This is a genomic window from Akkermansia sp. JRP_AM1 (genome assembly GCF_049262625.1).
Taxonomy (GTDB): domain Bacteria; phylum Verrucomicrobiota; class Verrucomicrobiia; order Verrucomicrobiales; family Akkermansiaceae; genus Akkermansia; species Akkermansia massiliensis.
The window spans coordinates 102,962-124,481 of record NZ_CP118234.1; the positions used below are offsets into that span (position 1 = coordinate 102,962).

17 protein-coding genes are annotated in these 21,520 nt (G+C 59.1%); 8 read left to right on the forward strand and 9 right to left on the reverse strand.

Features of this window, described 5'->3' with window-relative positions; genetic code table 11:
- The first annotated feature begins 269 nt into the window (after positions 1–269).
- From PVA48_RS00460 to PVA48_RS00475, 4 genes are all read left to right on the forward strand, one after another.
- The gene (locus tag PVA48_RS00460) at positions 270–563 is read left to right on the forward strand and encodes a GntR family transcriptional regulator (RefSeq protein ID WP_423232061.1); all 294 of its coding nucleotides are present in this window, start codon (positions 270–272) and stop codon (positions 561–563) included.
- A gap of 32 nt (positions 564–595) precedes the next feature.
- The gene (locus PVA48_RS00465) at positions 596–940 is read left to right on the forward strand and encodes a hypothetical protein (protein WP_423232062.1); all 345 of its coding nucleotides are present in this window, start codon (positions 596–598) and stop codon (positions 938–940) included.
- Positions 941–954: 14 nt separating this feature from the next.
- The gene (locus tag PVA48_RS00470) at positions 955–1,374 is read left to right on the forward strand and encodes a substrate-binding domain-containing protein (RefSeq protein WP_423232063.1); all 420 of its coding nucleotides are present in this window, start codon (positions 955–957) and stop codon (positions 1,372–1,374) included.
- A gap of 374 nt (positions 1,375–1,748) precedes the next feature.
- On the forward strand, positions 1,749–2,993 hold the full coding sequence (locus PVA48_RS00475) for a 6-phosphofructokinase (RefSeq protein WP_102727032.1): 1,245 nt from the start codon (positions 1,749–1,751) through the stop codon (positions 2,991–2,993).
- Positions 2,994–3,091: 98 nt separating this feature from the next.
- Here the strand turns inward: PVA48_RS00475 and PVA48_RS00480 are convergent, their stop codons facing one another.
- On the reverse strand, positions 3,092–3,442 hold the full coding sequence (locus tag PVA48_RS00480; protein ID WP_102749504.1) for a hypothetical protein: 351 nt from the start codon (positions 3,440–3,442) through the stop codon (positions 3,092–3,094).
- A gap of 828 nt (positions 3,443–4,270) precedes the next feature.
- On the opposite strand from PVA48_RS00480, the gene PVA48_RS00485 reads away from it, so the two are divergent.
- Together PVA48_RS00485 and PVA48_RS00490 are read left to right on the forward strand one after the other, a co-directional pair.
- Positions 4,271–5,257 carry a hypothetical protein gene (locus PVA48_RS00485; RefSeq protein ID WP_146018126.1) on the forward strand — a complete coding sequence of 329 codons (987 nt, stop codon included), beginning with the start codon at positions 4,271–4,273 and terminating at the stop codon, positions 5,255–5,257.
- A 77-nt stretch (positions 5,258–5,334) separates the two neighbouring features.
- The gene (locus tag PVA48_RS00490) at positions 5,335–5,622 is read left to right on the forward strand and encodes a putative quinol monooxygenase (protein WP_022396729.1); all 288 of its coding nucleotides are present in this window, start codon (positions 5,335–5,337) and stop codon (positions 5,620–5,622) included.
- A 107-nt stretch (positions 5,623–5,729) separates the two neighbouring features.
- On the opposite strand, the gene PVA48_RS00495 is transcribed toward PVA48_RS00490, so the two are convergent.
- The 4 genes from PVA48_RS00495 to PVA48_RS00510 all read right to left on the reverse strand — a co-directional run bounded on the left by PVA48_RS00495 (position 5,730) and on the right by PVA48_RS00510 (position 8,986).
- Positions 5,730–7,625, reverse strand: a complete 1,896-nt coding sequence (locus tag PVA48_RS00495; RefSeq protein ID WP_102721824.1) for an amidohydrolase — start codon at positions 7,623–7,625, stop codon at positions 5,730–5,732.
- On the reverse strand, positions 7,612–7,977 hold the full coding sequence (locus PVA48_RS00500; protein WP_423232064.1) for a hypothetical protein: 366 nt from the start codon (positions 7,975–7,977) through the stop codon (positions 7,612–7,614). The genes PVA48_RS00495 and PVA48_RS00500 overlap by 14 nt, the downstream gene beginning before the upstream one ends.
- Positions 7,974–8,222 (reverse strand): antibiotic biosynthesis monooxygenase, encoded by a 249-nt coding sequence (locus PVA48_RS00505; protein ID WP_423232065.1) that lies wholly within the window; start codon positions 8,220–8,222, stop codon positions 7,974–7,976. The genes PVA48_RS00500 and PVA48_RS00505 overlap by 4 nt, the downstream gene beginning before the upstream one ends.
- An 80-nt stretch (positions 8,223–8,302) precedes the next feature.
- Positions 8,303–8,986 carry a hydrolase gene (locus PVA48_RS00510; RefSeq protein ID WP_102714102.1) on the reverse strand — a complete coding sequence of 228 codons (684 nt, stop codon included), beginning with the start codon at positions 8,984–8,986 and terminating at the stop codon, positions 8,303–8,305.
- Positions 8,987–9,043: 57 nt separating this feature from the next.
- On the opposite strand from PVA48_RS00510, the gene PVA48_RS00515 reads away from it, so the two are divergent.
- Positions 9,044–9,382 (forward strand): hypothetical protein, encoded by a 339-nt coding sequence (locus PVA48_RS00515; RefSeq protein ID WP_146021110.1) that lies wholly within the window; start codon positions 9,044–9,046, stop codon positions 9,380–9,382.
- 6 nt (positions 9,383–9,388) lie between these two features.
- Here PVA48_RS00515 and PVA48_RS00520 read toward each other — a convergent pair whose 3' ends face one another.
- Entirely contained in the window at positions 9,389–11,029 is a 1,641-nt protein-coding gene (locus PVA48_RS00520) for a beta-N-acetylhexosaminidase (protein WP_102728304.1), read from the reverse strand.
- A gap of 172 nt (positions 11,030–11,201) precedes the next feature.
- Here PVA48_RS00520 and PVA48_RS00525 point away from each other — a divergent pair, with 172 nt between their 5' ends.
- The gene (locus PVA48_RS00525) at positions 11,202–12,587 is read left to right on the forward strand and encodes a replication-associated recombination protein A (protein WP_343207013.1); all 1,386 of its coding nucleotides are present in this window, start codon (positions 11,202–11,204) and stop codon (positions 12,585–12,587) included.
- Here PVA48_RS00525 and PVA48_RS00530 read toward each other — a convergent pair.
- The 3 genes from PVA48_RS00530 to PVA48_RS00540 all read right to left on the reverse strand — a co-directional run bounded on the left by PVA48_RS00530 (position 12,582) and on the right by PVA48_RS00540 (position 21,346).
- A complete protein-coding gene (locus tag PVA48_RS00530) occupies positions 12,582–15,167 on the reverse strand; it encodes a glycoside hydrolase family 2 protein (RefSeq protein ID WP_180975169.1) in 2,586 nt (861 codons plus the stop codon). The genes PVA48_RS00525 and PVA48_RS00530 overlap by 6 nt on opposite strands.
- Positions 15,168–15,316: 149 nt before the next feature.
- On the reverse strand, positions 15,317–19,186 hold the full coding sequence (locus PVA48_RS00535; RefSeq protein ID WP_102728301.1) for a glycoside hydrolase family 2 TIM barrel-domain containing protein: 3,870 nt from the start codon (positions 19,184–19,186) through the stop codon (positions 15,317–15,319).
- Positions 19,187–19,192: 6 nt separating this feature from the next.
- Complete coding sequence (locus PVA48_RS00540; RefSeq protein ID WP_423232066.1) at positions 19,193–21,346, reverse strand: glycoside hydrolase family 2 protein; 2,154 nt, start codon at positions 21,344–21,346, stop codon at positions 19,193–19,195.
- Positions 21,347–21,520: the final 174 nt, after the last annotated feature.

Below are 21,520 nucleotides of genomic sequence, written 5' to 3' on the forward strand. Positions count from 1 at the left end.
CAAGATGTTTATTATGAATATTTTATAAAATAATCACAAACCACTCACCTGCGAACGCGGGAAACATGTAATCCATTGATAATAATATATCCTTTACCCATGATTTCTCCACTTTCCGACATTAAAAAAGACCAGGGACTCATATTTTTATCTAGATTACAGAATTCCAACAACTTACCGCAACAAGGACATTCACGCTGAATTTGGCTGCGGAACCAATCCCTACAATTGACTCGAATTCACGCAAGGCAGTACGTATATAAAAGAGTATGACTTCGTTGCCCGCATCTTCATTGGTTGAAACCGTAGCCAATAAAATCAAACAGATGATCCTCAGCGGCAGCCTGGTCAACATCCTGCCCGGCGAACGGGAGCTCGGGCACAGATTGTCCGTAGGAAGGGAAACCGTCAGAAAGGCTCTGGCTCTTCTGGAGAGGGAGGCATGGATCGCTCCCGCGCGCATCAAGGTTCCGCGGCGCATCCTGAAAACTACGGAGGAAGGAGCGGGAAAAACCATCCCCTCCCATCCTGTTCAGGAAAAAGGGGCATTATCGGCTTTCTGACGCCCCAGCCCCTCAAGAGGCTGGCGCAAAGCGTGCTGGCGGAGGTGTACACCATCTCCAAGATTCTGGAGGAAGACGGCATCAGCGTCCGCATTTTTGAAGCTCCCTGGATTTTAGGCAACAACCCGGACAAGCGTCTCGCCAAGCTGGTGACCAAATCCGAATGCGTCTGCTGGATACTCCACCGCTCCTCGGAACAGACCCAGCTCTGGTTCAAGACACACGGCATTCCCTGCATCGTGCGCGGCACTTCCTACCAGAGCAGCAACCTGCCCTATCTGGACCGCCATTGGGCGGCCACCACGCACCATGCGGCGCAGCACCTCTGGAACAAGGGGCACCGGACCGTCGGCCTGTGCCTCCCCCGGACCCGTTGAAGGGCCACCAGTTAATGCAGAAGGGCTTTTTCAGCTTTGCGGAAAAGGGCTGGAACCCCGTGCTGATTCCCACCCCGTTTGAGACGCCCCTTTTCTTTGAATACCTCGCCAAAGCGTTCAAGGAACATCCGGACATGTCCGCCCTGGTAGCTACGCGGGGCAACCAAATCGTTCCCCTCCTTTCCTGGGTGGAAGCCCGCTCTTTAAGCATTCCGGACCAGCTCAGCCTGATCAGCCTGACGTATGAACCCTTCATGGAGCGCCTGCTGCCCACCATCACTTATTACGAGGAGAACCAGACAAAAACGGTTCACAAGCTCATCCGGATGCTCCGTGCCCTGACTGCGGGCAAAAACATCAAGAGCATCTCCGTCATCCCGGAAATCTACCCCGGGCAGTCCGTCTCCGTGCGCCACACGCCGCCGTCCGCATAAATACGCTTTCCCGGAAGAAACAAGGGACGCCATGGGCATAAAAAGGCGCGTAAACGCCATCTGTGCCCTGGTAATAAGCCCCAGGCTGTACAGCACGGATTTCCGCATGCCTCTTCCGCACACAAAACCCACCGGACCACCGGCGGCGCCCGCCTTGGGAGAACACCTGGCCGCCATCCCGGAAAAGCATGAAAACCGAATAGCGGATGCCCGGCGTTTCCCTCTCTTCCGCCCGGGCTGCGGGAGTCCCTCCGGCAGACCAATAATGTTTGACATCCCTCCGGGCTCCAGATAGGTTCGACTCTGATTTCATCCCCCGGCCCCCACGCTGCGGAACGGGGCTCCACAGAACTCTCCCATCCACCATTTCCCCCATGAAGCCATTGAAAGGAGCATGCATCATCGGCCAGTCCGGCGGCCCCACCGCCGTCATCAATGCCAGCGCGCTGGGGGCCATCCAGACGGCCCTGCAATGCGAACCGGTCACCCGCGTGCTGGGAGCCGCCAACGGGATTGAAGGAGTGCTGAAGGAACGCCTGTTCGATATGGCGCAGGAAGACCCGGAGGAACTGGAATTGCTGAAATACACCCCGGCCTCTGCCCTGGGCTCCTGCCGCTACCGGATGGCGGATCCCGCCGTGGATGATACGGACTACCGCCGCCTGCTGGAGGTGTTCCGGAAGTACGATGTACGTTACTTTTTCTACAACGGCGGCAATGATTCCATGGATACCTGCAACAAGATATCCAAATTCATGCAGCAATCCGGCTATGAATGCCGCGTGATCGGAATCCCCAAGACCATTGACAACGACCTTTACGGCACGGACCACTGCCCCGGCTTCGGTTCCGCCGCCAAATTCATCGCCACCTCCTGCATGGAGGTGCACCAGGATCTCCGCGTGTACGACAAAGGGCGTGTCACCATCGTGGAAATCATGGGCCGTCACGCCGGATGGCTGGCCGGTTCCGCCGCCCTGGCCACTTATGCGGGCGCCGGACCGGACCTGGTTTACCTGCCGGAAGTCCCCTTCCGCATGGAAGAATTCTGGCAGGATGTGGACCGGATTTACAAGCGTAACGGGAGCTGCATGGTCGCCGTCTCGGAAGGGGTGCAATATGCGGACGGCCGCTTTGTCGCGGAATCCGGGGACAGGGACGTCTTCGGCCATACGCAGCTGGGCGGACTGGGCGCCATGCTGGCGGAATCCGTCAAGCGGCAGACCGGGGCCAAGGTCAGGAGCATTGAACTTTCCCTCCTCCAGCGCTGCGCCTCCCACGTGGCCTCCAAAACGGACATTGATGAAGCCTACATGGCGGGGAAAGCCGCCGTGGAAGCGGCCGTTTCCGGCCAGACGGACAAGATGGTCGCCTTCGAACGGAGCACGGAAAACGGCATCTACTCCTGCAAGACCAAATTGACCAGCCTGGGAGACGTGGCCAACGTGGAAAAACTCGTCCCCCGTGAATGGATCAATACCCGCGGCAATGGAGTTGAACAGCCGTTCATCGACTACGTTCTGCCCCTCATCCAGGGAGAAACGGCCATGCAGAAGGAATGCTCCCTGCCCCGCTTTGCGAAGCTCAAAAAAGTGCTGGCGGACCCGGTACAGGGATAGCTTTTTTCTGGCAGCACCTTTTTCTCCATTTTCCATAACAGAGAGGAATTCAGCCTACCCGGAACTTCTCCCGGCCAGGTAAAACACTCGGCCAGCCACTAGCCCAACCCCTTTTCCGGCTCAAGGCAAATACGCGGGAAGGAGATTGCATAATTGACCGCAACTGCGGCATTCACGCTGTTTCCATAAGGTATGTACAACTTCTTGAAAAAGAAAAATCCCGGCAGGAAACAGGCTGAATGGCACGGCAGGGGCGGAAGAACATGAAAAAAGAGAAGGCGGATGCAACCCATGACTGCTTTTTCTCCAGTCCAAGAGGCCTTCCGTGCCGGCTTAAAAAGAACACCGTAATAACAGGAACGATAGTTCCCTTCATCATCCGGAAGAGAAAAATAAATTCGGGAAAGGAATCGGCCTGTTTCCTCATCCATGAACTTTATTTTCTCCATTCAATTTCTTCTCCGCGCCCGGATAATTATGGAAAAAACCGGCTTCCCGTTTAATCCCCAGATAAACTTTCCCCTATCATCTTTAACGAATTTATTTGCACTTTCTTAGAAATGTTTGAAATAAAGTTTTAAATTCCATTTTATTCATTTTCCGGTCTTATATTAGCGCGACAGAGGAACATTTTTCCCGATATTTCTGCAAGTGCCCTCATAAAGTCAGCTTCCTTTTCTTTTGAATATAATCCGGCCCTCAATCACCTTTCCCCCAGGGAATAAAACGGAACAACAAGATAAACTTTTGGTTCAGAAATCACCTGCGCCAAAACTCCACATCAAGATAAAAAACACTCATTGCCAACAAGTTTAAAACTTTTCTTCCCGTTATCATTTATCTTTCAATAAAAGTGAGCTGGACCCGAAGAAAAGGCTCCCCTGGCAATCCGTCCCCCCAAGGAGGAGCCGGAACGGAGACGGTACAGAACTCCGGGACGGGGATATGAATCACTTTTCGGCTTCACGGGGATGGGAAACTCCTTTGTGCCGTTTCCCGTTGTTTTGTAACCCGCAATTCCGCAACACCCTTTTCTTCCGCTAGCCCTGCGCCCTGTTTCCTCTCTGGAAGATGATGGAACCGGCTTTTCCTCCATATTCAATTGTAGAATAATTCTTTTCCGGCATATTAAATTCAAATAGCGGGAAACAAGGAAATGAAAAATCTTGCAAGCAAGGGTGAAAAAAGGCTAAAATGATAAAGAGCTCCAAAATTCGACGCCTATCATTTCATCATGTAAAAACGGCTTGTTTCCGGATATTTTTTCGGAAACTGGCATGAAATCGGTCCCCGACCAGCTACTATCCAAGTTTTCCCCGCATGCCATGCTCGATTACCTGTTTCAACATTTTTATTCTACGCTGGCAATTGTTGCTTTTTTTATTGCCATCCTCATTCTGCGCGCCTGCGGCAAGCGCGGCAGGCGCTGGATTCCCGTCTCCACGGCGCCCTTCGGCTGCATGGCCTTCCTGGTCGTCTTTCTCCTGCTGACGGCCTTCATCATCTGGTTATTCAGCTTTTTCACCACGGGTCCCATGGTGGAGGACCTGGCCTTCACGCTTGCATGGCTGGCAGCCATGGCCTGCGCCCTGGCCGTCATTTCACGCCTGACCGAATACTGCCTGCAGCAGGACAAATCCGCCAGCAAGCTTTATCCGGGGGAATCCCGGAAGTTGCTTCCCGTCCAGCTCCGGAACAAGGGCATCCTGCTGTTCGTGCTGATCGGCGTCATCAGTTGCGTTATTGACATCATCACCGTACCCTTCCCGGTTCCGGAACTCCCGCCGGGGTCCGCGCTGTCTGCTGCCACCCTTGTTCCCCTGCCGCAGGAAGTGCCCGTGGAGGTCCATATCTCCTCCCGTGTCACCAACAGGTTTTTCGGAGAATGCGACTTTGACCTGACCGTCCGGGAGAAAGGCGGGAACAAGCATGTTTTCCCCGCCATCCTGATCAATCCCGGCGGGGAAAGCGCCATCACCATTTACAGGCTGCGGCCGGAGGAAAAACAACGCCAGGGCAGCTTGATATTCACCAATGGCATGCAAAGCTGCCTGTTCAACATGGATACCATGCGGATGAAGTCCCTGAGCGGTCCCGCCTCCAATTATCCCCCACCCACCCGGGAGGATCTGGATGGACAGGATATGGACCTGCGCCTGGAAACGGTGGGACTCTACCAGGGGCTTTCCTGCATACGCGGCGCGGAGCATACGGATACAACGCGCGCCTATGTTCTGAAAATCCTGAAGGATACGCAGCCATGACCGGAACGCCTCAAAAGGGTCGTTGACACGGGCTCTCCCGCTCCCTTACTCTGGATACGGCCAAAACAGCCATAGCCATGATTAAGATTACAGCCAAAAGCATCGTCAAAGCAGGAGCCAGGGAAGAATTCATCGCCACCGCCCGGGAACTGGTGGAAAACAGCCGTGCGGAAGCCGGCAACGTTTCCTACCACCTGTATGAGGACATTGATGACCCTAATATCCTGACATTCATTGAAGAGTGGAAGGACCAGGCAGCCGTGGACGTTCATGCGGATTCCGAGCACTTCCAGCGCATCATCCCACTCCTGAGCGACATGACGGAGGAAGCCATTGAAATTTCCCTGTACCGGGAAGTGCTGTAACTCCGGCAGGAAAAACCGCAGCCTTATTCCCTACCCCTTCCGGGAAAGGAAAAAGCGCCCCGTCCCACCAGGGAGACGGGGCGCAGGAAGCTTCGCATCATTTACCGTCAGAATGCGAAGCAACCACACCCGGAGCCCCAGAAATCGGAATACCTGGGCCGCGACGCATTCGCCGCGCCCTCCATCAGCATGAACGCGGAATGCATGCAGCCGTGTTCATGGCAGTGTGAGGAATGCCGGTGCTCCTGCTGGAAAGGCACGCCGGCCCTGGCCGCCTTCTTCGGGTCCAGGGGAGCGCCGTATCCGCCGAACACGGCAATGGGGGACCACTCGGGCAGCACCGGAATGGGCGCCGGGTCCAAATCCTTGAACGGTCCCGCGGCATAAACGATTTTGCCGTCCATGACGGTCAGCACGGATTCTATTCCCTTGATCTCCTCTTCCGGAACGGAGAAATAATCTTCGCTCAGCACGACCATGTCCGCCAGTTGACCGGGAACAATCGCTCCTTTTTTGCCCGTCTCGGAGGAAAACCAGGTGCTCCCCTGCGTATAAAGCCGGAGGGCTTCCTCACGGGAAAGGCAGTCTTCCTCCCGGTACATCGGTTCTCCGCCCACGGTCTTCCCGGTGGTCAGCCAGTACAGGGAAACCCATGGATTGTAGCTCGCCACGCGCGTGGCATCCGTTCCGGCCCCTACGGGAATGCCCATTTCCAGCATTCTGCGCACGGGCGGCGTATGTTCCGCCGCCTCCTTGCCGTAGCGGTCCATGAAATATTCCCCCTGGTAGGCCATGCGGCACTGCACGGCAATGCCTCCGCCCAGCGCCTTGACGCGTTCCAGATTCTTCTCGTCAATGGTCTCGCAGTGGTCGAAGAACCAGTGCAGGCCGTCAAAGGGAATCTCCCGGTTCACTTCTTCATACACGTCCAGAAAGCGGGAGATGCTCTCATTGTACGTGGCGTGCAGCCGGAAAGGCCATTTGTTGGCGGCCAGCAGGCTGACCACCCCCTTGAGTTCGGATTCCATGTCTCCGGGGAGGTCCGGACGCGGCTCCAGAAAGTCCTCAAAGTCCGCGGCGGAAAAGACGAGCATTTCACCCGCTCCGTTGCAGCGGTAATAATCGTCCCCCTCTCCCGGCCTGGTCATCCTGATCCATTTGGCAAAGTCCTCCTTCTCTTCCTTGGGCCTTTGGGTAAACAGATTGTAGGCAATCCGCACGGTCATTTCCCCGCGCTTGTGCAGCTCTTCAATCACCTGGTAGTCCTCCGGGTAATTCTGATAGCCGCCTCCTGCGTCAATGATGCTGGTCAGGCCCAGGCGGTTAAGTTCTTTCATGAAATGCCGGGTGGAATTGATCTGGTGTTCCAGGGGCAGTTTGGGCCCCTTGGCCAGCGTGGCGTAAAGAATGGTGGCATTTGGCCGCGCAATCAGCAGGCCGGTGGGATTGCCCTCGCTGTCGTGCTGGATTTCCCCGCCCGGAGGGTTGGGCGTATCCTTCGTATACCCGCAGGCGCGCAGGGCGGCCTTGTTGAGCATGGCGCGGCAGTACAGGTGAAGCACAAAAACGGGCGTATCCGGCGCCGCCTCATTAATCTCCTCCAGCGTAGGCATCCGGCGTTCGGCAAACTGGAACTCGCTCCAGCCGCCCACCACGCGCACCCACTGTCCCGGCGGCGTTCTGCGGGCCTGCTCCTTGAGCATGCGCATGGCGTCCGCCAGGGAGGGCACGCCGTCCCAGCGCAGTTCCATATTGTAATTCAGGCCGCCGCGGATCACGTGCAAGTGGGAATCGTTCAGGCCGGGAATGACGGTCCTTTTCCCGGCGTCGATCACCTGGGTATCCGGCCCCTTGTACTGGGCAACGTCCTCGTCGGACCCCACGGCCAGTATCTTTCCATCCTTGACGGCGACGGCGCGGGCCATCGTTCCGCGTTCATCCAGCGTTGCTATGTTGCCGTTTGAGATCATCAAATCGGCGTAAACCTTATCATTGTTTTTCATTGTTTTCATCATGGTTCGGGGTTGTTCCCGGAATGGTTCCGGCCTGCGCCCTGAAAAGCCAGGGAGACAGAATGCTGCTGATCAGCGGCATGAATACCCAGGTCAGCAGCGCCACCACACAGGCGTTGAACAGGAAAAAGGAGAGCCATGCGGGCAAAAGGGCGCGGATGGGCCCTCCCACGGTAATGTTCAGAAGAAAGATGACCAGGCACACGCCCAGATAAGTAGCCGCCGCCGTCTTGTAGCGCGGCGGCGTCATCATCGGGGTGCCCGGCTGGTTCAACCAGGCGTCCAGGCCGTTCATCTCCTGGATATGGGCCTCCCCTTCCGTATGGGCTCCCAGCAGCTTCATCCAGCGTTCGTACTCCGGGAGGAAACCAGGGCTTTTCTGGCGGCGGCGCTCGCGAAACGGTCCACCACCACATACTCCCCGTTTCCGTCGGAGGGCCGCAGGACGCTGATGCCCACATGCCCGGGGCAGCTCAGCACAAAATTGACGAAATCCCGCATGGCGTGCTCAAACTGGCCTTCATGCCCCGGCAGAATATGCCGGCGCACCACAACGGTCACTTCCTCTGAAGGATTGATGGCGTTCATGCCTGATGAATGTTCAGGTTTTTCTTCCGGCGCGCACCCCCGTGTTAACGGAGGGAGCGCCGGAAAAACTCTGCGGGCAATCAGGCGTCATGCTTCACCACCTGCGGGGACAGGGCGGACTGGGGAGCATGGTGAACCATCGTGTAGGCGTACTCCACGCCCACGCCGTAAGCGCCGCCCTGCTGCTTGAGCAGATTCATCAGGGCGTCGTAATGTTCCTTGTTCTTCCAGTCGCGCTGGAACTCCAGAAGGGCGCCGATGGTCGTCAGCCGCGTGCCGCCCGCCTGGACGATGCGGGAAAGGGCCGCTTTCTGGGCGTCCTTGGAGGTGGCGCCGCAGCAGTCCTCCACCACGTAAATGTTATAACCGTCGCCGATCATCTCAATAGCCGGCCACGTGACGCACACTTCCGTCCAGAGCCCGGTAAGGAGGATATTCTTGCGGCCCGTCGCCTTGATGGCCTTCCGGAACTCGTCGGAATCCCAGGAATTCATGGACGTGCGTTCAATGACATGCTGGCCTGGAAAAATATCCAGGAGCTGGGGCCAGACATAGCCGGAAAAGCCCTCCGTTTCCACGGCCGTAATCACGGTGGGCACCTGGAACAGCTTGGCGGCCTTCGCCAGCAGGGTGACGTTATTGATCAGATCGGCACGGTTGATGTTGGCTACGCCAAAGGTCATTTGGGGCTGGTGGTCAATGAAAACTACGGCAGCGTCTTCCGGCGTATACAGCTGATGATAATGCGAGGATATCAGGGACATCGTCTTATTCTCCTTATTAATCTATATTTAATTGCTAAAAGCGGGCATTGGCAGGTTTTGAAACTGCTGGCCCATGGTTGGTTGGAGGCCGGTTTCCCCGTTTTTGTTGACACTATGCCAAAGTGTGACCAACCGTTAAAAATGGCTGGCCTCCTGAAAAAACGCTCCATCCCCCACCGACCGGAGCTGAAAGCGAAAATGGCCTCTTCGGAAAAAGACAGTCATCGCCTCATGCAAGGCGCCCGCATCTCCGGAGATCACGCCCTCGCCTTCGCGAACACTCGGAACGACATAAAACAATCGCCCGGGCACAGCCCCGCCGGAAAGGAAAATCCCAACACGCCCCTGCCGGAAGAAACGCCGCTGCGCAACGGGGCGTGGACCGCTGCGGGGTGATTTGGATTACTTCCCTTCCCCGTGCTTGATGTTCAGGACATCCAGAATCTTCTCATACCCCGGCAGACGCCTCTGGAAATCCTTAAAATCCTTGTCCTCCTTCCGGCTCCAGCCCGTCTCCGCATAAGCGGCTATGCGGGGAAAAACGCGGCGGTGCAGCTTTTCCACATCCGCAATCCACTCCGTCCAGACCTGGCAGCCAAGACCGATGACATTCTTCTGCTCTTTCGGCTTCAACCCCGCAAAAACGGGTTCAAAGGAATAGGATTTGGACAGGGGAAGCTGGCCGTAATCCTTATTCATATAAGTCATGCGGGAAGTGGAATTGACCACCTGGTGGCCTTCCCGGATCGCCTTGGCGGCTATTTTGTCGGCCCCGCACCAGAAATGAATAATGGCCTTACCGTCCAGCTTGCCCAGAGCGGCCCCCTGGCCGCCGTCATTGTGCACGTCGGACCCCAGAATTTCATTCCATCCGATCATCCGTACTCCCTTCTTTGCCAGCATGCCGGAAATCCGGTTCGTAAACATGATCTGAAGATCAGGGAATGTCTTGATCCCCTTCTTCTTCATGAACTGCTCAATGTGGGGTACGTCGGCCCAGTACTTCTTATAGCGCACCTCGTCCCCGCCGATGTGGATGATGCCGCCGGGAAACAGGGCGACCAGTTCCGTCATGACATCTCCCAGAAACTGATAGGTCCGCTCGTTGGTGGGATCAAAGGCAGTTCCGTCATTGAAGCTCACGGGAATCTCCGTCACGGGCTTGGCGGACAACTTCAATTCCGGATAGGAAAACGTAGCGGCGGCGGAATGCCCCGGAATATCTATCTCCGGCACAATCGTTATGTTCCGGTCGGCCGCGTAGCTCACAATACGCCTGATCTGCTCCTGCGTATAAAAACCTTCATGGGGCCTGCCCGCATACTTGCCGCTCCCCCACGTCTCTATCTCCGTGTCTCTCCGCTTGCTGCCGATGGAGGTCAGCTTGGGATACTTTTTAATCTGGACGCGCCATCCGGCATCGTCGGACAAATGCCAGTGCAGGATATTCATTTTCAGAAGCCCCATCTGGTCAATCAGCCTCTTCACCTCCTCCTCTCCAAAAAAATGCCTCGCTTCATCCAGCATGAAGGCGCGCCACGCAAACCGCGGGTAATCCAGCATGGAAAAAGGCTTCTCCGCCACGGTCCAGCTTACGGCGCCCTTGTCCGCTCCACCGTCAAAAAACGCGGCAGGCAGCATCTGCGCCAGGCTCTGCCCGGCGTAGTACACCCCTTTTGGAGCAGCGGCCTTGATCACGATATTTCCAGGCGCCGCCTCCAGCCGGTAAGCCTCCGGTCCGTACTGTTTCAGGGAAGCATCCTTCTCAATGCGGATAGTTTCTGCGCCCCCCGCCCCTGCCAGGGACAGTCCTGTTCCGCGTGATAAAAACTGCTGCAGCAGCCGGGCCTGCCGCTGGAACCCGGCGTCCTTCTCCCGGCACACGATGCGCGTGCCTCCATCCAGCTTCACGGGCTTTGCCGCGTTCCCGTCCGCAACCTTGACGGATACGGGCCGGGGAATGATCTGGTCCTGCGCGTTCACGGGCATGCAGCACACTCCGGAGAGCAGGAAAAGGAATACAGGGGAAACATAGCGGAACATCGTATTCAGTATACACCACTTCTCCCGGGAGTCTTTCCTTTTCTTCCCGCCTTTTCCTTAATCCCGTTAAAAGAGTCCGGAAAACACCCGCTCCATGACACGCCAGCCCGTCCGCTCCGCCTGAAATGCCATGATGCGCCCCTTGCCTTCCTTTTTCCCGCGGCGTATGATGATGAGCATGAAAAAAGACGACACGCCGGGCCTGTTTGCCGCCTTCGCGGACCGGCCCCTGGCGGACCGCCTGAGACCGGCCGCCCTGGAGGAAATCGTGGGCCAGGACCACCTGCTGGGGGAGGGAGGGCCCATCCGGCTCATGGCGGATTCCGGCAAGCTGACCAGCTTCGTCCTGTGGGGGCCGCCCGGCTGCGGAAAAACCACGCTGGCGCGCATCCTGGCTACGCGCACGTCCATGCACTTCGTCGCGCTCTCCGCCGTCTTCTCGGGCATGGCGGATCTGAGGAAAGCCTTTGACGAGGCCGCCAAACGGCGGGAATACGGCCAGGGAACCCTCCTCTTCGTGGATGAAATCCACCGGTTCAACCGCGCCCAGCAGGACGGCTTCCTGCCATACGTGGAAAACGGAACCGTCACGCTCGTGGGCGCCACCACGGAAAACCCCTCCTTTGAACTGAACAGCGCCCTTCTCTCCCGCTGCAAGGTCTTCGTCATGCATTCCCTGGACGCTCCGGCGCTGGAAAGCATCATTGAGCGGGCGGAATCCCTTCTCCAGCGCAAGCTGCCGCTCGCCCCGGAAGCGCGCGCCACCCTCATTGAACTGGCGGGCGGAGACGGCCGCTACCTCATCAACCTGATGGAAAGCGTCTTTGACCTCTGCAAGCCTGACGAGACGCTGGACACGCCGGCCCTGCTGAAAATCGTCCAGCAGCGCGCCCCGGTTTACGACAAGGACCGGGAGGGCCACTACAACCTCATCAGCGCCCTGCACAAGTCCCTGCGCGGCTCTGATACGGACGCCGCCCTGTACTGGGCCGCACGCATGCTCCAGGGCGGGGAAGACCCGCTCTACCTGCTGCGCCGCCTCACCCGCTTCGCCATGGAGGACATCAGCCTGGCGGACCCCGCCGCGCTGCAAATGGCCATTGCCGCATGGGACACCTATGAACGCCTGGGCTCTCCGGAAGGAGAGCTGGCGATCGCGGAACTGGTCATCTACCTGGGCTGCGCCCCCAAATCCAACAGCGCCTACACCGCCTGGGGAGCGGCCCGGAAGGCGGCCAGGGAATACGGCTCCCTGATGCCTCCGGCGCACATCCTGAACGCTCCCACCAAATTGATGAAGGAGCTGGGCTACGGAAAAAATTACGCGTACGACCACGACGCGCCGGACGCCTTTTCCGGGCAGAACTACTTTCCGGACAAAATGCCCCGCCGCCAGTTCTACAAGCCGCCGGAACGGGGCTTTGAACGGGAAATCAACAAGCGGCTGGCATACTGGGACAAACTGCGCCGCCAGCGGGCAGAGGAGGATTCCGGAAGCTCCGGCACGCGGAGGAGCCGGAAAAAGCCCCCCGCTCCGGAGGAACAGGCCCCCTCATGAGGCATCCGCCGGCCACACGGCCACTTCCGCAATCCCCTGCCCCGGCGACAGCCGGATGCGGACATACCTGGCCTTCGCCTCCCCGGAACACGCGGCGGTCAATCCGGCCCCGTCCTTCAGAAGAACGGTTTTCACATCCTTCCAGGTTTTGCCGTCTTTGCTGACCTGCACCACGGGAGGCTGCCCTTTCCATATTCCGGCGGCTTTCGCCTCCACGCGGTCCAGGCTGAACTCAAACTCCATGTCCAGCCTCCACCATGGCTCCCTGTCTTCTGCGGACGGCACCCATGCGGAAGCGCCGTCGCCATCGGACGCCTTCATCGCGTCCTGAAGATTGGAGGAAGCGGAACAAGGCCTCAAAACCGCCAGGTTCGCCTTCTCTCCGGCTCCGGTTCCGGACTGCCCGTACCGCGCCACCTGGGCGTCCCTCTCCTGCGCGGTAAAACGCTTGTAGGGCCTCTCCCGGGTTTCCGCGCTCCTGCCCGCCACGTACGCCGGGGCGTTCCGGGAAACAATCTGGATGCTGTCCCCCTTCAATCCCGGGGAAGACGCCTTGATGACCGTTTTCCCGGCGTAATAAGACCGGAACTCAATAGCCGCGCAGCCGTCAATGAGGTCAATGTCCGTCCCGGGCGTGAACGTGATGCTCTTGCCGGTGGGAAACTCCCCGGGGCCGGACTCCACCGTGAGCGTTACCGGAACGGCATTGGCTACCTGCCTGCCGGAGGCATCCGCCACCTTCACGGTCACGTGCACGTCGTCCGTGCCGTCAGCCGGGCTGATGGCCTTCTTGTCCGCGGACAGCTTCACCTGCGCCGGAGTTCCCTTCACGGGCCATTCCGGCGGGGGAATGTTCCTGAACTCATTCCTATACCAGTACCAGGCCCGCTTGGGAATGCGGAAATAATCCACAATGCCCATGCGGCCGCCGGAGGGCCAGATGCTGCCGTGGTCAAAACCGCACCAGACCGCCTCCCCCACGCGCCAGGGATAGCGCACTCCCGCCTCCTTGTCCTTCTTCATATCCCCCCAGCCCGGCGCATACGCCCCCGGCCTCTTGCAGCTCACGGAACCGTACTCCGTCACCATGCTGGGCCTGCCGGGCGTCTTCACGTGGGAGCCGTCCCCGTTAAAGGCGGCCATGTCCCCCAGCTGGTCGAATTTTCCGCGCTGGCCACCTCCCGCGCACACGGGGCGCGTCGGGTCCAGCTCCTTCACCAGGGCAATGAGCTTGCCGCACAGGGCCCTGGCCTCCGGCGTATGCCGGGTAAAAAACGGTTCGTTGCTGATGCTCCAGATGACGATGGAAGGGTGGTTCCGGAATTGCAGCACCATCTCCCTCACCTGGCGCATGCAGCTCTCCTCAAACGCGGCGCGGTCCTTCTCGTCCGTGGGGTAGGCGTCGCAATTCCAGTACCTGTCGTGCTCCTTGAAACCGCCCATGCCCCAGAAAATGCCTTCATTCAGCATGCACATCCCCTCCCGGTCGCAGGCGTCCAGAAAAGCCGGGGAATGGGGGTAATGGGAGCCGCGGATGAAATTGAACCCGGCGTTCTTCATCAGCAGCACGTCACGGCGCGCTCCGGCGTCCGTCACGGCATCCCCCCATCCTGCGTGGTCCTGGTGCACGTTGGCTCCTTGCAGGTAAACGGGCTTCCCGTTAATCAGCATGCCCCGGTCCGCCGTCAGCTCCAGGGTGCGGAAGCCCAGGGGATTCTCCGCCCGGTCCAGCACTTTTCCCCCTTCGCCCACCAGCTCCGTCGTCACGCGGTACATGTTGGGGGCTGACGGACTCCACAGCCTGGGAGCGGCCAGCGGGGGCAGGTCCGTCTGAACACGGGCTTCCTTTCCCGCGCCCAGCTCCACGGGCTTCTCCCCGCGCAGAACCACACGGTCGCCCTTCTCCTCGCGCACCGTGTGGCGCACGGAAAACTTCTTCATTTCCGGGGAATCATTCTTCACCTCCGTCAGGATGCGGACCTTCCCGCAGGAAGGAGTCACTTCCGGCGTCTGCACCCAGACGCCGTGCGCGGGAAGATGCACGGGAGAACACACGTTCAGATGCACGTTCCGGTACAGGCCGCCGGAAAAGGTATGCTCTCCCGCCCGCGGGGCGATGCGGGGACTCCAGCGGTTGTCCACGCGCACCTCCACCCAATTCTCTCCGGGCTTCAGGAAAGGCGTCAGATCCGTCCGGAACGCCGTATACCCTCCTTCATGCGTTCCTGCGGCCTTTCCGTTCACCGTCACCTCCGCCACCTGGAAGGCTGCGCCGCAATCCAGAAAAACCTTCTGCCCCACCCATTCCTCCGGCATCACGAGCTTCTTGCGGTAGGAGCCGCGCCCCGTGTAAAAGGAATCGGACATGAAATAGGGCAGGCTGAACGTATGGGGCAGATGCGCCGTCTGCCAGCCGCTCTTTCCGGGCTCGTCTTCCAGCCGGAACTCCCAGCCGCGGTTCCAGACCATCCTCTTGCAGGGGGCCGGAGCTTCCCCAGCGACGGAAACGGGCGTTTCCGCTCCGGCTGCGGAGAGGCACAGAACGGCGGCGCCCAGCATGTAAGCAATCATCTTGCGCATGAGCATACTACCAGACCGCGGCATTCTTTCTTTCAATCAAAAAACATTCCCGCGCCTTGTAGCCCCGCAACGGCAAAGCCGTGCACCCCTTCCGGGCTGCACGGCTGGAAAAAGCCTTCCTTCAGGAAAGCGGCGCTTGCGCCGGTCCGCTACTGGGTAATGATATTCAACTCCGCCACAGTGGCGCTCTGCTCGCCGCCCTTCACCGGGGAGCGGGCGTCCAGCTTGAAATAGCGGGCCTCCACAGGCTTGCCGAAGTCGATGCGCTGAACGGCGGGATCCTTCCGGATGTAATGGTAGGTGAACTGGCCTTTTTTCACTTCCTTCCAGTTCTGCCCGTCATCGGAAACGGAGAACGTGTACTGGCTGATGAGGCCCTTGTCCTTGTCCATTCTGGGCGTGTAGATGAATCCGGTGAACTTCATTCTGGTTCCCATGTCCACGGCAATGGAGTGGGGGAAGCCCGGCAGGCCGTTCGTATAGGACGTGTGCCAGCAGGTATCCGGATTCCCGTCAATGGCGAAGTGGGCGAAGCCGGTATCCGGCTCTTCCGAGGAAGCGCTCAGGATCTTCCATTCGCCCTGCCCCTTGACGAGGGGGAATTTCCGCTCGCCGGGAGACGTGGGAGGCACCTTGCCGGATTTTCCGGCGGCAGCCCAGGCCCTCACTTCCCCTTCGGGAAGCTTGAAGGGTTTCCGGTACGTTTTTTCCGGTCCCTTGTTGACGGAATACTTCATCTCCGCTCCGGGCGTGGAGGAAACCAGGCTGACCATGCCGTCCCCGTCCCGTTCAATCACGGGGGAATGGGGCACGCCCAGTCCCGCGCGCGCCAGGTTCAGCAGGGCGGACGTGGGGGCCAGCACAAAGCCCAGGGGGGTGGCTTCGCTCAGCGTCTGGTACTTCGCCAGGGGGCGCGGCCCGCAGGAGGAACCGCCCAGCCCCATCTGGAAGGCGTCCAGATTCACGACCACCTTGTCCTTCTCCGGCAGCCTGTCCAGGCTTTTGGCGTTGTTGAGCTCCTTCGGCGTATAACGCAGGATGGACACTTCCAGCGGGGCCCTGGGAGAGGCGGAGCCTACCCACAGCGCCGGAGCCGCCTTGGGTCTGGACAGGGCCACCCAGTCCGTCTCCATGCGGTTGCCCATGTCCTGGGGGCGGGAATAGGCAAAAAACATGTCGTCCACGGAAGTGCGGAACACGTCCTTCCAGCAGCTCGTGCGGCGGTCCCGGTAATTGTCCCACGGCCCCAGCCCCAGGTATTCCACCTGGTCATAGGCGGCAGGCATCCCGAAGGTGACGCCCAGCCGCAGGAGCTCTTCCCCCTTGGCGGAGGGATACATTCTGACGGAGGCATTGATGACGCCGTTGCCGAACACCGTCCAGGCAACCTCCCCGGAGAAGGAAAGGCCGGAGCCTTTCGTCCGGAATTGCGCCGTAATGCGGGCCACGCCGGGAGAAATGACGGCGGCCTTCACATCGGAATACTCCGCCTTCATGGTCTGCATCTTCATCTTCCCCTCAACCTTGCTCCTGATCCAGGCGTCGTTGTCCACCGGGGAACGGTACGCCTGGAGCGCCACCGGATAGCCGGGCAGAATCAGGTCCTGGCTGCCGTACCGGAGGGCGGAAAGCATGCCGTCCTTGAAGGAGGCGGAAAAGCCCTTCCCCTGCACCACCACGGGATCGCCCTGGCGCACGGAGACGGCGGGCAGCGCCGCCGGAGCCTTCACGGAAGCCTCCTTCTCCACGGCCGCCGGGAACCACTCGTAAGCTTCGCACTCGTCCGCCACATGCTCCAGTTGTTTGGCGGAAAGCTCCTTCACGTCTTCCGGCAGCTTGAACCGGGCGTCCGCCAGAACCATCAGGGAGCCCGTCTGCATGGCGGCGGAAGGCAGTTTCACCGTCACGGACTTGCCGGGGGCCGTCTCCGGCAGAGCCATGCGCTCCACGGCATGCTTGCCGCCGGGCGCGAGGGACACCAGGTAAAGCGTATAGCCCTTCAACGGCTTGTGGAAATACTTGTTGCGAACGGTCAGGGAACCGTCCTTGCGGTCAAAGGCCATGTACTGGTACACCTTCTTTACTTCCTTCGTCTTGGCCGTGGTGTTCCGGTTGCCCAGAATGATGCCGTTGTCGCAGAAATTGGCCTGGTTGGGCCTGTCCCCGAACATGCCGCCGTAGGCCTGCGTCACGCCCTTGAAGGGAGCGGGCTTGTAAATGCCGTTCCCGGCAGGGTTGGCGCGGAGGGACTGGTCCACAAAATCCCAGATGGCCCCGCCCACCATGCGAGGGGAGGACTCAAAGGCTTCCATGTACTCCTTGAAATTGCCCAGGGCATTCCCCATGGAATGGGCGTATTCGCACACGAAGAAGGGGCGGGAAGTCTTCTGCCTCCCCCAGTTTTCCACCCGGTCCACGGGCGGATACATGGCGGAATCCATGTCCACGGCCTTATGGCCGTGCGGGAATTCGCAGTAATGGAGGGGGCGCGTATCGTCATAGGCCCTGATGGCTTCCGAGGCCGCTTCAAAATTCGGCCCGTTGCCGGACTCGTTGCCCAGGGACCAGAACACGATGGAGGGATGGTTCTTGGAACGGTGCACCATGCTCATGTTGCGTTCCACATGCGCCTTCTTCCATGAAGGCTTCCGGGAAATATCCATGCCGCTGTTGCGGATGCCGTGGGCCTCGCAGTTGGCTTCATCCATCACGTACAGGCCGTAGCGGTCGCACAGTTCGTAGAAATAGGGATGGTTGGGATAGTGGGAGCAGCGGACGGTGTTGATGTTGTGCGCCTTGATGATCTGCACGTCCTTTTCCATCACCTCCCGCGGGATGGCGCGCCCGTAGTCCGGATGCGCTTCATGACGGTTGACGCCCTTGAACTTGACGGCCTTTCCGTTGACCAGCACCGCGCCGTTATCGGCGATTTCCACGGAACGGAAGCCGATATTGACGGACCGGGGGTCCTTCCCGTTCAGGGAATAGGTCACCTTGTACAGGTTGGGCGTTTCCGCCGTCCACGGCTTCACGCCGGGAAACTTCCTGTCCAGAGCCACCTGAACCTCGCCTCCGGCGGGAATGGCGGGAACTTCCAGCGTGCCGGAATCCAGCCTGCCCCTGTTGTCCGTCTGCACGCGGCCGGAGCCGCTCGCGCCCTCCCAATTTAAATTGGTGGAAATCCCTTCAATGGAATAATCCAGCTTCATTCCGGCGGGAATATCCTTCTTGCCGGAATTGCGGATGGTGAACGTTCCGTCCAGCACCCCGGTCGTGTAATCCTTCCTGTCCAGCCCCGCCTTCAGGAACAGGTCGCGCACGTGCACCTGCGGCTGGGCGAACAGGGTCACGTCCCGGAAAATGCCGGAAAGGCGCAGGAAATCCTGGTCCTCCAGATAGGAGCCGTCGCTCCAGCGGTACACCTCCACGGCAATCGTGTTCCTGCCCGGCTTCACATAGGGAGTCAGGTCGAACTCGCCGCCCGTATAGGAATCCTCGGAATAGCCGACTTTCCGGCCATTCACCCACACGTAAAAGGCGGACTCCACCCCGTCAAACCGGATCATTACCTGCTCCCCCTTCCAGGAGGCGGGGAGATTGAAATCCCGTCGGTAGGAGCCCACGGAATTGCGCTCCTTGTATGCCGGCCAGTTCCTGGGCGGCTCTCCCATCACCTTGGGGGGATTCGGCTTGAAGGGATACGGGACGTTCGTGTAAATGGCCGTTCCATAGCCCGCAAGCTGCCAGTTGGAAGGCACCTTGACCGTATCCCATCCGGAAACGGAATAGGAAGGCTTGAAGAAATCGGCAGGCCTCCCGTCCGGCGTCATGGAAAACTTGAACTTCCAGTCACCGTTCAGGCTCAGCGTCTTGTCTCCCGCCGGGAGAACGGAGGCGCGGGGAGCCTCCTTGTTGATTCCCGTCACCTCTTCATTCTCCCAGTCCGGGGCTTCCCCCAGCAGGGGAAGCGCCGGAGCCAGGCACATCACGGAAAACAGGAATGCTCGTACCGTCTTCATCTCGGGTCAGGTGCTGGATTGCTTACTTGTACTTGTTGATGGAAGGGTCCTGATAGCGCTCGGAATCCTTCTTTCCTTCCTCCCCCCGGAAGGCTTCAAGGTCCATTTGCAGGAATCCGTGTACGTTTTCCCGCCCACGGAGGCCGTGGCCGTGATGGTGTTGACACCGGGCTTGAGAGTCACTTCAGGCCAGACGGCGCGCTTCAATTCATCCGGCTTGACGCTTCCCACGGCCTTCCCGTTGACGGCCAGCTTCACCGCAGGGGCATTGCTGTAAACCTTCACGGGCACCGTCTTTTCCGTGCGCTCCGCAAACCTGCGGGACGTAATGTACACAGTCGGCTGGGGACTCCAGTTGGCCTTGTAGAAGAAATAGGCGTCCTTGGGCGTCTTGCGGTCATAGGTCACCAGCCCCTTGTCATTGATGCCGGGGCTTTCCCCCTCAAAGCGGGAGGCGGAACCGAAGTCAAACATGTTCCAGACAAAGGAGCCCCACACCTCCGGCCTCTCCCTGATGCACTTGTAATTGATCTCATGCGCCTGGGACTGCCATTCCTCCGGATGCCAGAACCCCGTGGGGGACGGCCTTTTGGCCGGATTCTCATGCATGCCCGTGCTGGCGCCATGGCCGTATTCGCTGACGGCGATTCCCATTTTGCCGCCGTAATCGCGGATGTAGCCGTTCAGGTTCCCCTTCATGGTTTCCGGGCCGCCCCCGTACCAGCCGGGATACGTATTGAACGCGATGTGGTCCGGAATATTGTTCAGCTTCTTGCGGCCCGCCTGGTTGCTGGCCGCCACTGTCATGCGGGAGGGGTCCGTCTCCTTCACGAACTTGTTCAGTTCCGTCAATTCAGCCTCCATGTCCACCCCTTTGGAGGAAGCCTCCGGCTGGTGGCCGATTTCATTGAAAATGCCCCACATGCAAATGGAGGGGTGGTTCCAGTGCTGGTAAATCATTTCCCGGGCCTGGAGGCGGTTGTTCTCCCGGAACTCCGGCGTATCACGCACCAGGTTGACGTTGGGCACCTCGGACCAGACGACCAGCCCCGTCTTGTCGCACAGGTCGTAAACATTACTGGAGGCGGGATAGTGGCCCGTTCTCAAGCCGTCCGCTCCCATGTCTGCAATCAGCCGGATGTCCCGCGCCTCATCTTCCGGAGAAAGCGCCCAGCCCTTCCCCTTCATGTCCTGGTGGCGGCTGACGCCCTTGACCTGCATGGGCTTCCCGTTCAGGACAAAGCCCTTCCCGGGATCGACGGAAACGGTCCGGAGGCCCAGAGGCTGCACTATTTCGTCCGTCTGGCCGTCCGCCGTCCTGATGGAAGTCTTCACCTGGTAGAGGTAGGGATTCCTGACTCCGTTCCAGAGCACGGGCTTGGCGATCGCCAGCGTTACGGGAACCTCCAGGTTCTTCTTTTCCCCGGCGGCTTTCACCGTCTTTCCGGCCACCTTCCTGCCCTTCATGTCCAGGATTTCCACGGCTACATCCACGTCCCGCGCCTTCCCGTCCGAGTTCAGCAGGGTCTTCACTTCCACCTCCGCTTTGGACTTATCCAGGGACTTCGTCGTAATGAAGACGCCGGGGGAGGCGTAAAAGAGGGGGTCAATGCACACGCCGTCCGTTTCAATCAGCTCAATGGGCCGGTACAGGCCGCCGAACATGGAAAAATCCCCGCGCTGGGGCGCTATATGTTCCCGCTGCGTATTGTCCACCAGAACGGAAACCGTGTTGGCGCCTTGTTTCAGGAGGGGAGTGATTTCATAACAGAAAGCGGTAAACGCCCCCTCATGCCTGCCGGCAGGCTTCCCGTTGACGGAAACCTCGGAAACGATGCTGGCGCCTCCGCCGCGGATGAAATACCTCTTGCCCGGCCTGGGGGCCACCGGAAGAGTGCGGGAATAAACGGCGGAGCCGCGCCGGTAGGCGTCGCTGTTGACGGACTTGGCGTCTCCGCGCTGCCCCTTCACGCCGTCCGCGGCATCCTCCGCATTCCAGGTATGGGGAACCGCCACCTTCCCGGAAGAGCCTCCGTTGAAGCTGTAATCCCAGGAGCCGTTCAGGGAATGGACCTCACGGGCATCAGCCGCCAGAAAGGAGCCCAGGGCGCAGCACAGCCCGGCACACGATACGTTGAAAGAGTGAATTCTGATGTTCATGGTACAGCGGAATAATTTATCTCATACGTTCAGGCATGTAAAATACTTTCATCCTGCGGGGGAGTTCTCCCCTTCTTCTAACAAGAATTTATTGGCGTCAAATGGATAGTGTTCAATTTGACATTCATGAACATAACCATGCTTTCTAACATTTTCGGTTCCTGCACTACCAGA

What these genes read in the sequence shown, in the direction of transcription:
- PVA48_RS00485 (WP_146018126.1), top strand. Translation starts at nt 4,271, where the DNA reads ATGAAATCGGTCCCCGACCAGCTACTATCCAAGTTTTCCCCGCATGCC.
- PVA48_RS00460 (WP_423232061.1), top strand. Translation starts at nt 270, where the DNA reads ATGACTTCGTTGCCCGCATCTTCATTGGTTGAAACCGTAGCCAATAAA.
- PVA48_RS00505 (WP_423232065.1), bottom strand. Translation starts at nt 8,222, where the DNA reads ATGAACGCCATCAATCCTTCAGAGGAAGTGACCGTTGTGGTGCGCCGG.
- PVA48_RS00510 (WP_102714102.1), bottom strand. Translation starts at nt 8,986, where the DNA reads ATGTCCCTGATATCCTCGCATTATCATCAGCTGTATACGCCGGAAGAC.
- PVA48_RS00490 (WP_022396729.1), top strand. Translation starts at nt 5,335, where the DNA reads ATGATTAAGATTACAGCCAAAAGCATCGTCAAAGCAGGAGCCAGGGAA.
- PVA48_RS00530 (WP_180975169.1), bottom strand. Translation starts at nt 15,167, where the DNA reads ATGCGCAAGATGATTGCTTACATGCTGGGCGCCGCCGTTCTGTGCCTC.
- PVA48_RS00520 (WP_102728304.1), bottom strand. Translation starts at nt 11,029, where the DNA reads ATGTTCCGCTATGTTTCCCCTGTATTCCTTTTCCTGCTCTCCGGAGTG.
- PVA48_RS00470 (WP_423232063.1), top strand. Translation starts at nt 955, where the DNA reads ATGCAGAAGGGCTTTTTCAGCTTTGCGGAAAAGGGCTGGAACCCCGTG.
- PVA48_RS00535 (WP_102728301.1), bottom strand. Translation starts at nt 19,186, where the DNA reads ATGAAGACGGTACGAGCATTCCTGTTTTCCGTGATGTGCCTGGCTCCG.
- PVA48_RS00480 (WP_102749504.1), bottom strand. Translation starts at nt 3,442, where the DNA reads ATGGAGAAAATAAAGTTCATGGATGAGGAAACAGGCCGATTCCTTTCC.
- PVA48_RS00475 (WP_102727032.1), top strand. Translation starts at nt 1,749, where the DNA reads ATGAAGCCATTGAAAGGAGCATGCATCATCGGCCAGTCCGGCGGCCCC.
- PVA48_RS00525 (WP_343207013.1), top strand. Translation starts at nt 11,202, where the DNA reads ATGAGCATGAAAAAAGACGACACGCCGGGCCTGTTTGCCGCCTTCGCG.
- PVA48_RS00495 (WP_102721824.1), bottom strand. Translation starts at nt 7,625, where the DNA reads ATGAAAAACAATGATAAGGTTTACGCCGATTTGATGATCTCAAACGGC.
- PVA48_RS00540 (WP_423232066.1), bottom strand. Translation starts at nt 21,346, where the DNA reads ATGAACATCAGAATTCACTCTTTCAACGTATCGTGTGCCGGGCTGTGC.
- PVA48_RS00500 (WP_423232064.1), bottom strand. Translation starts at nt 7,977, where the DNA reads ATGAAGCTGCTGGGAGCCCATACGGAAGGGGAGGCCCATATCCAGGAG.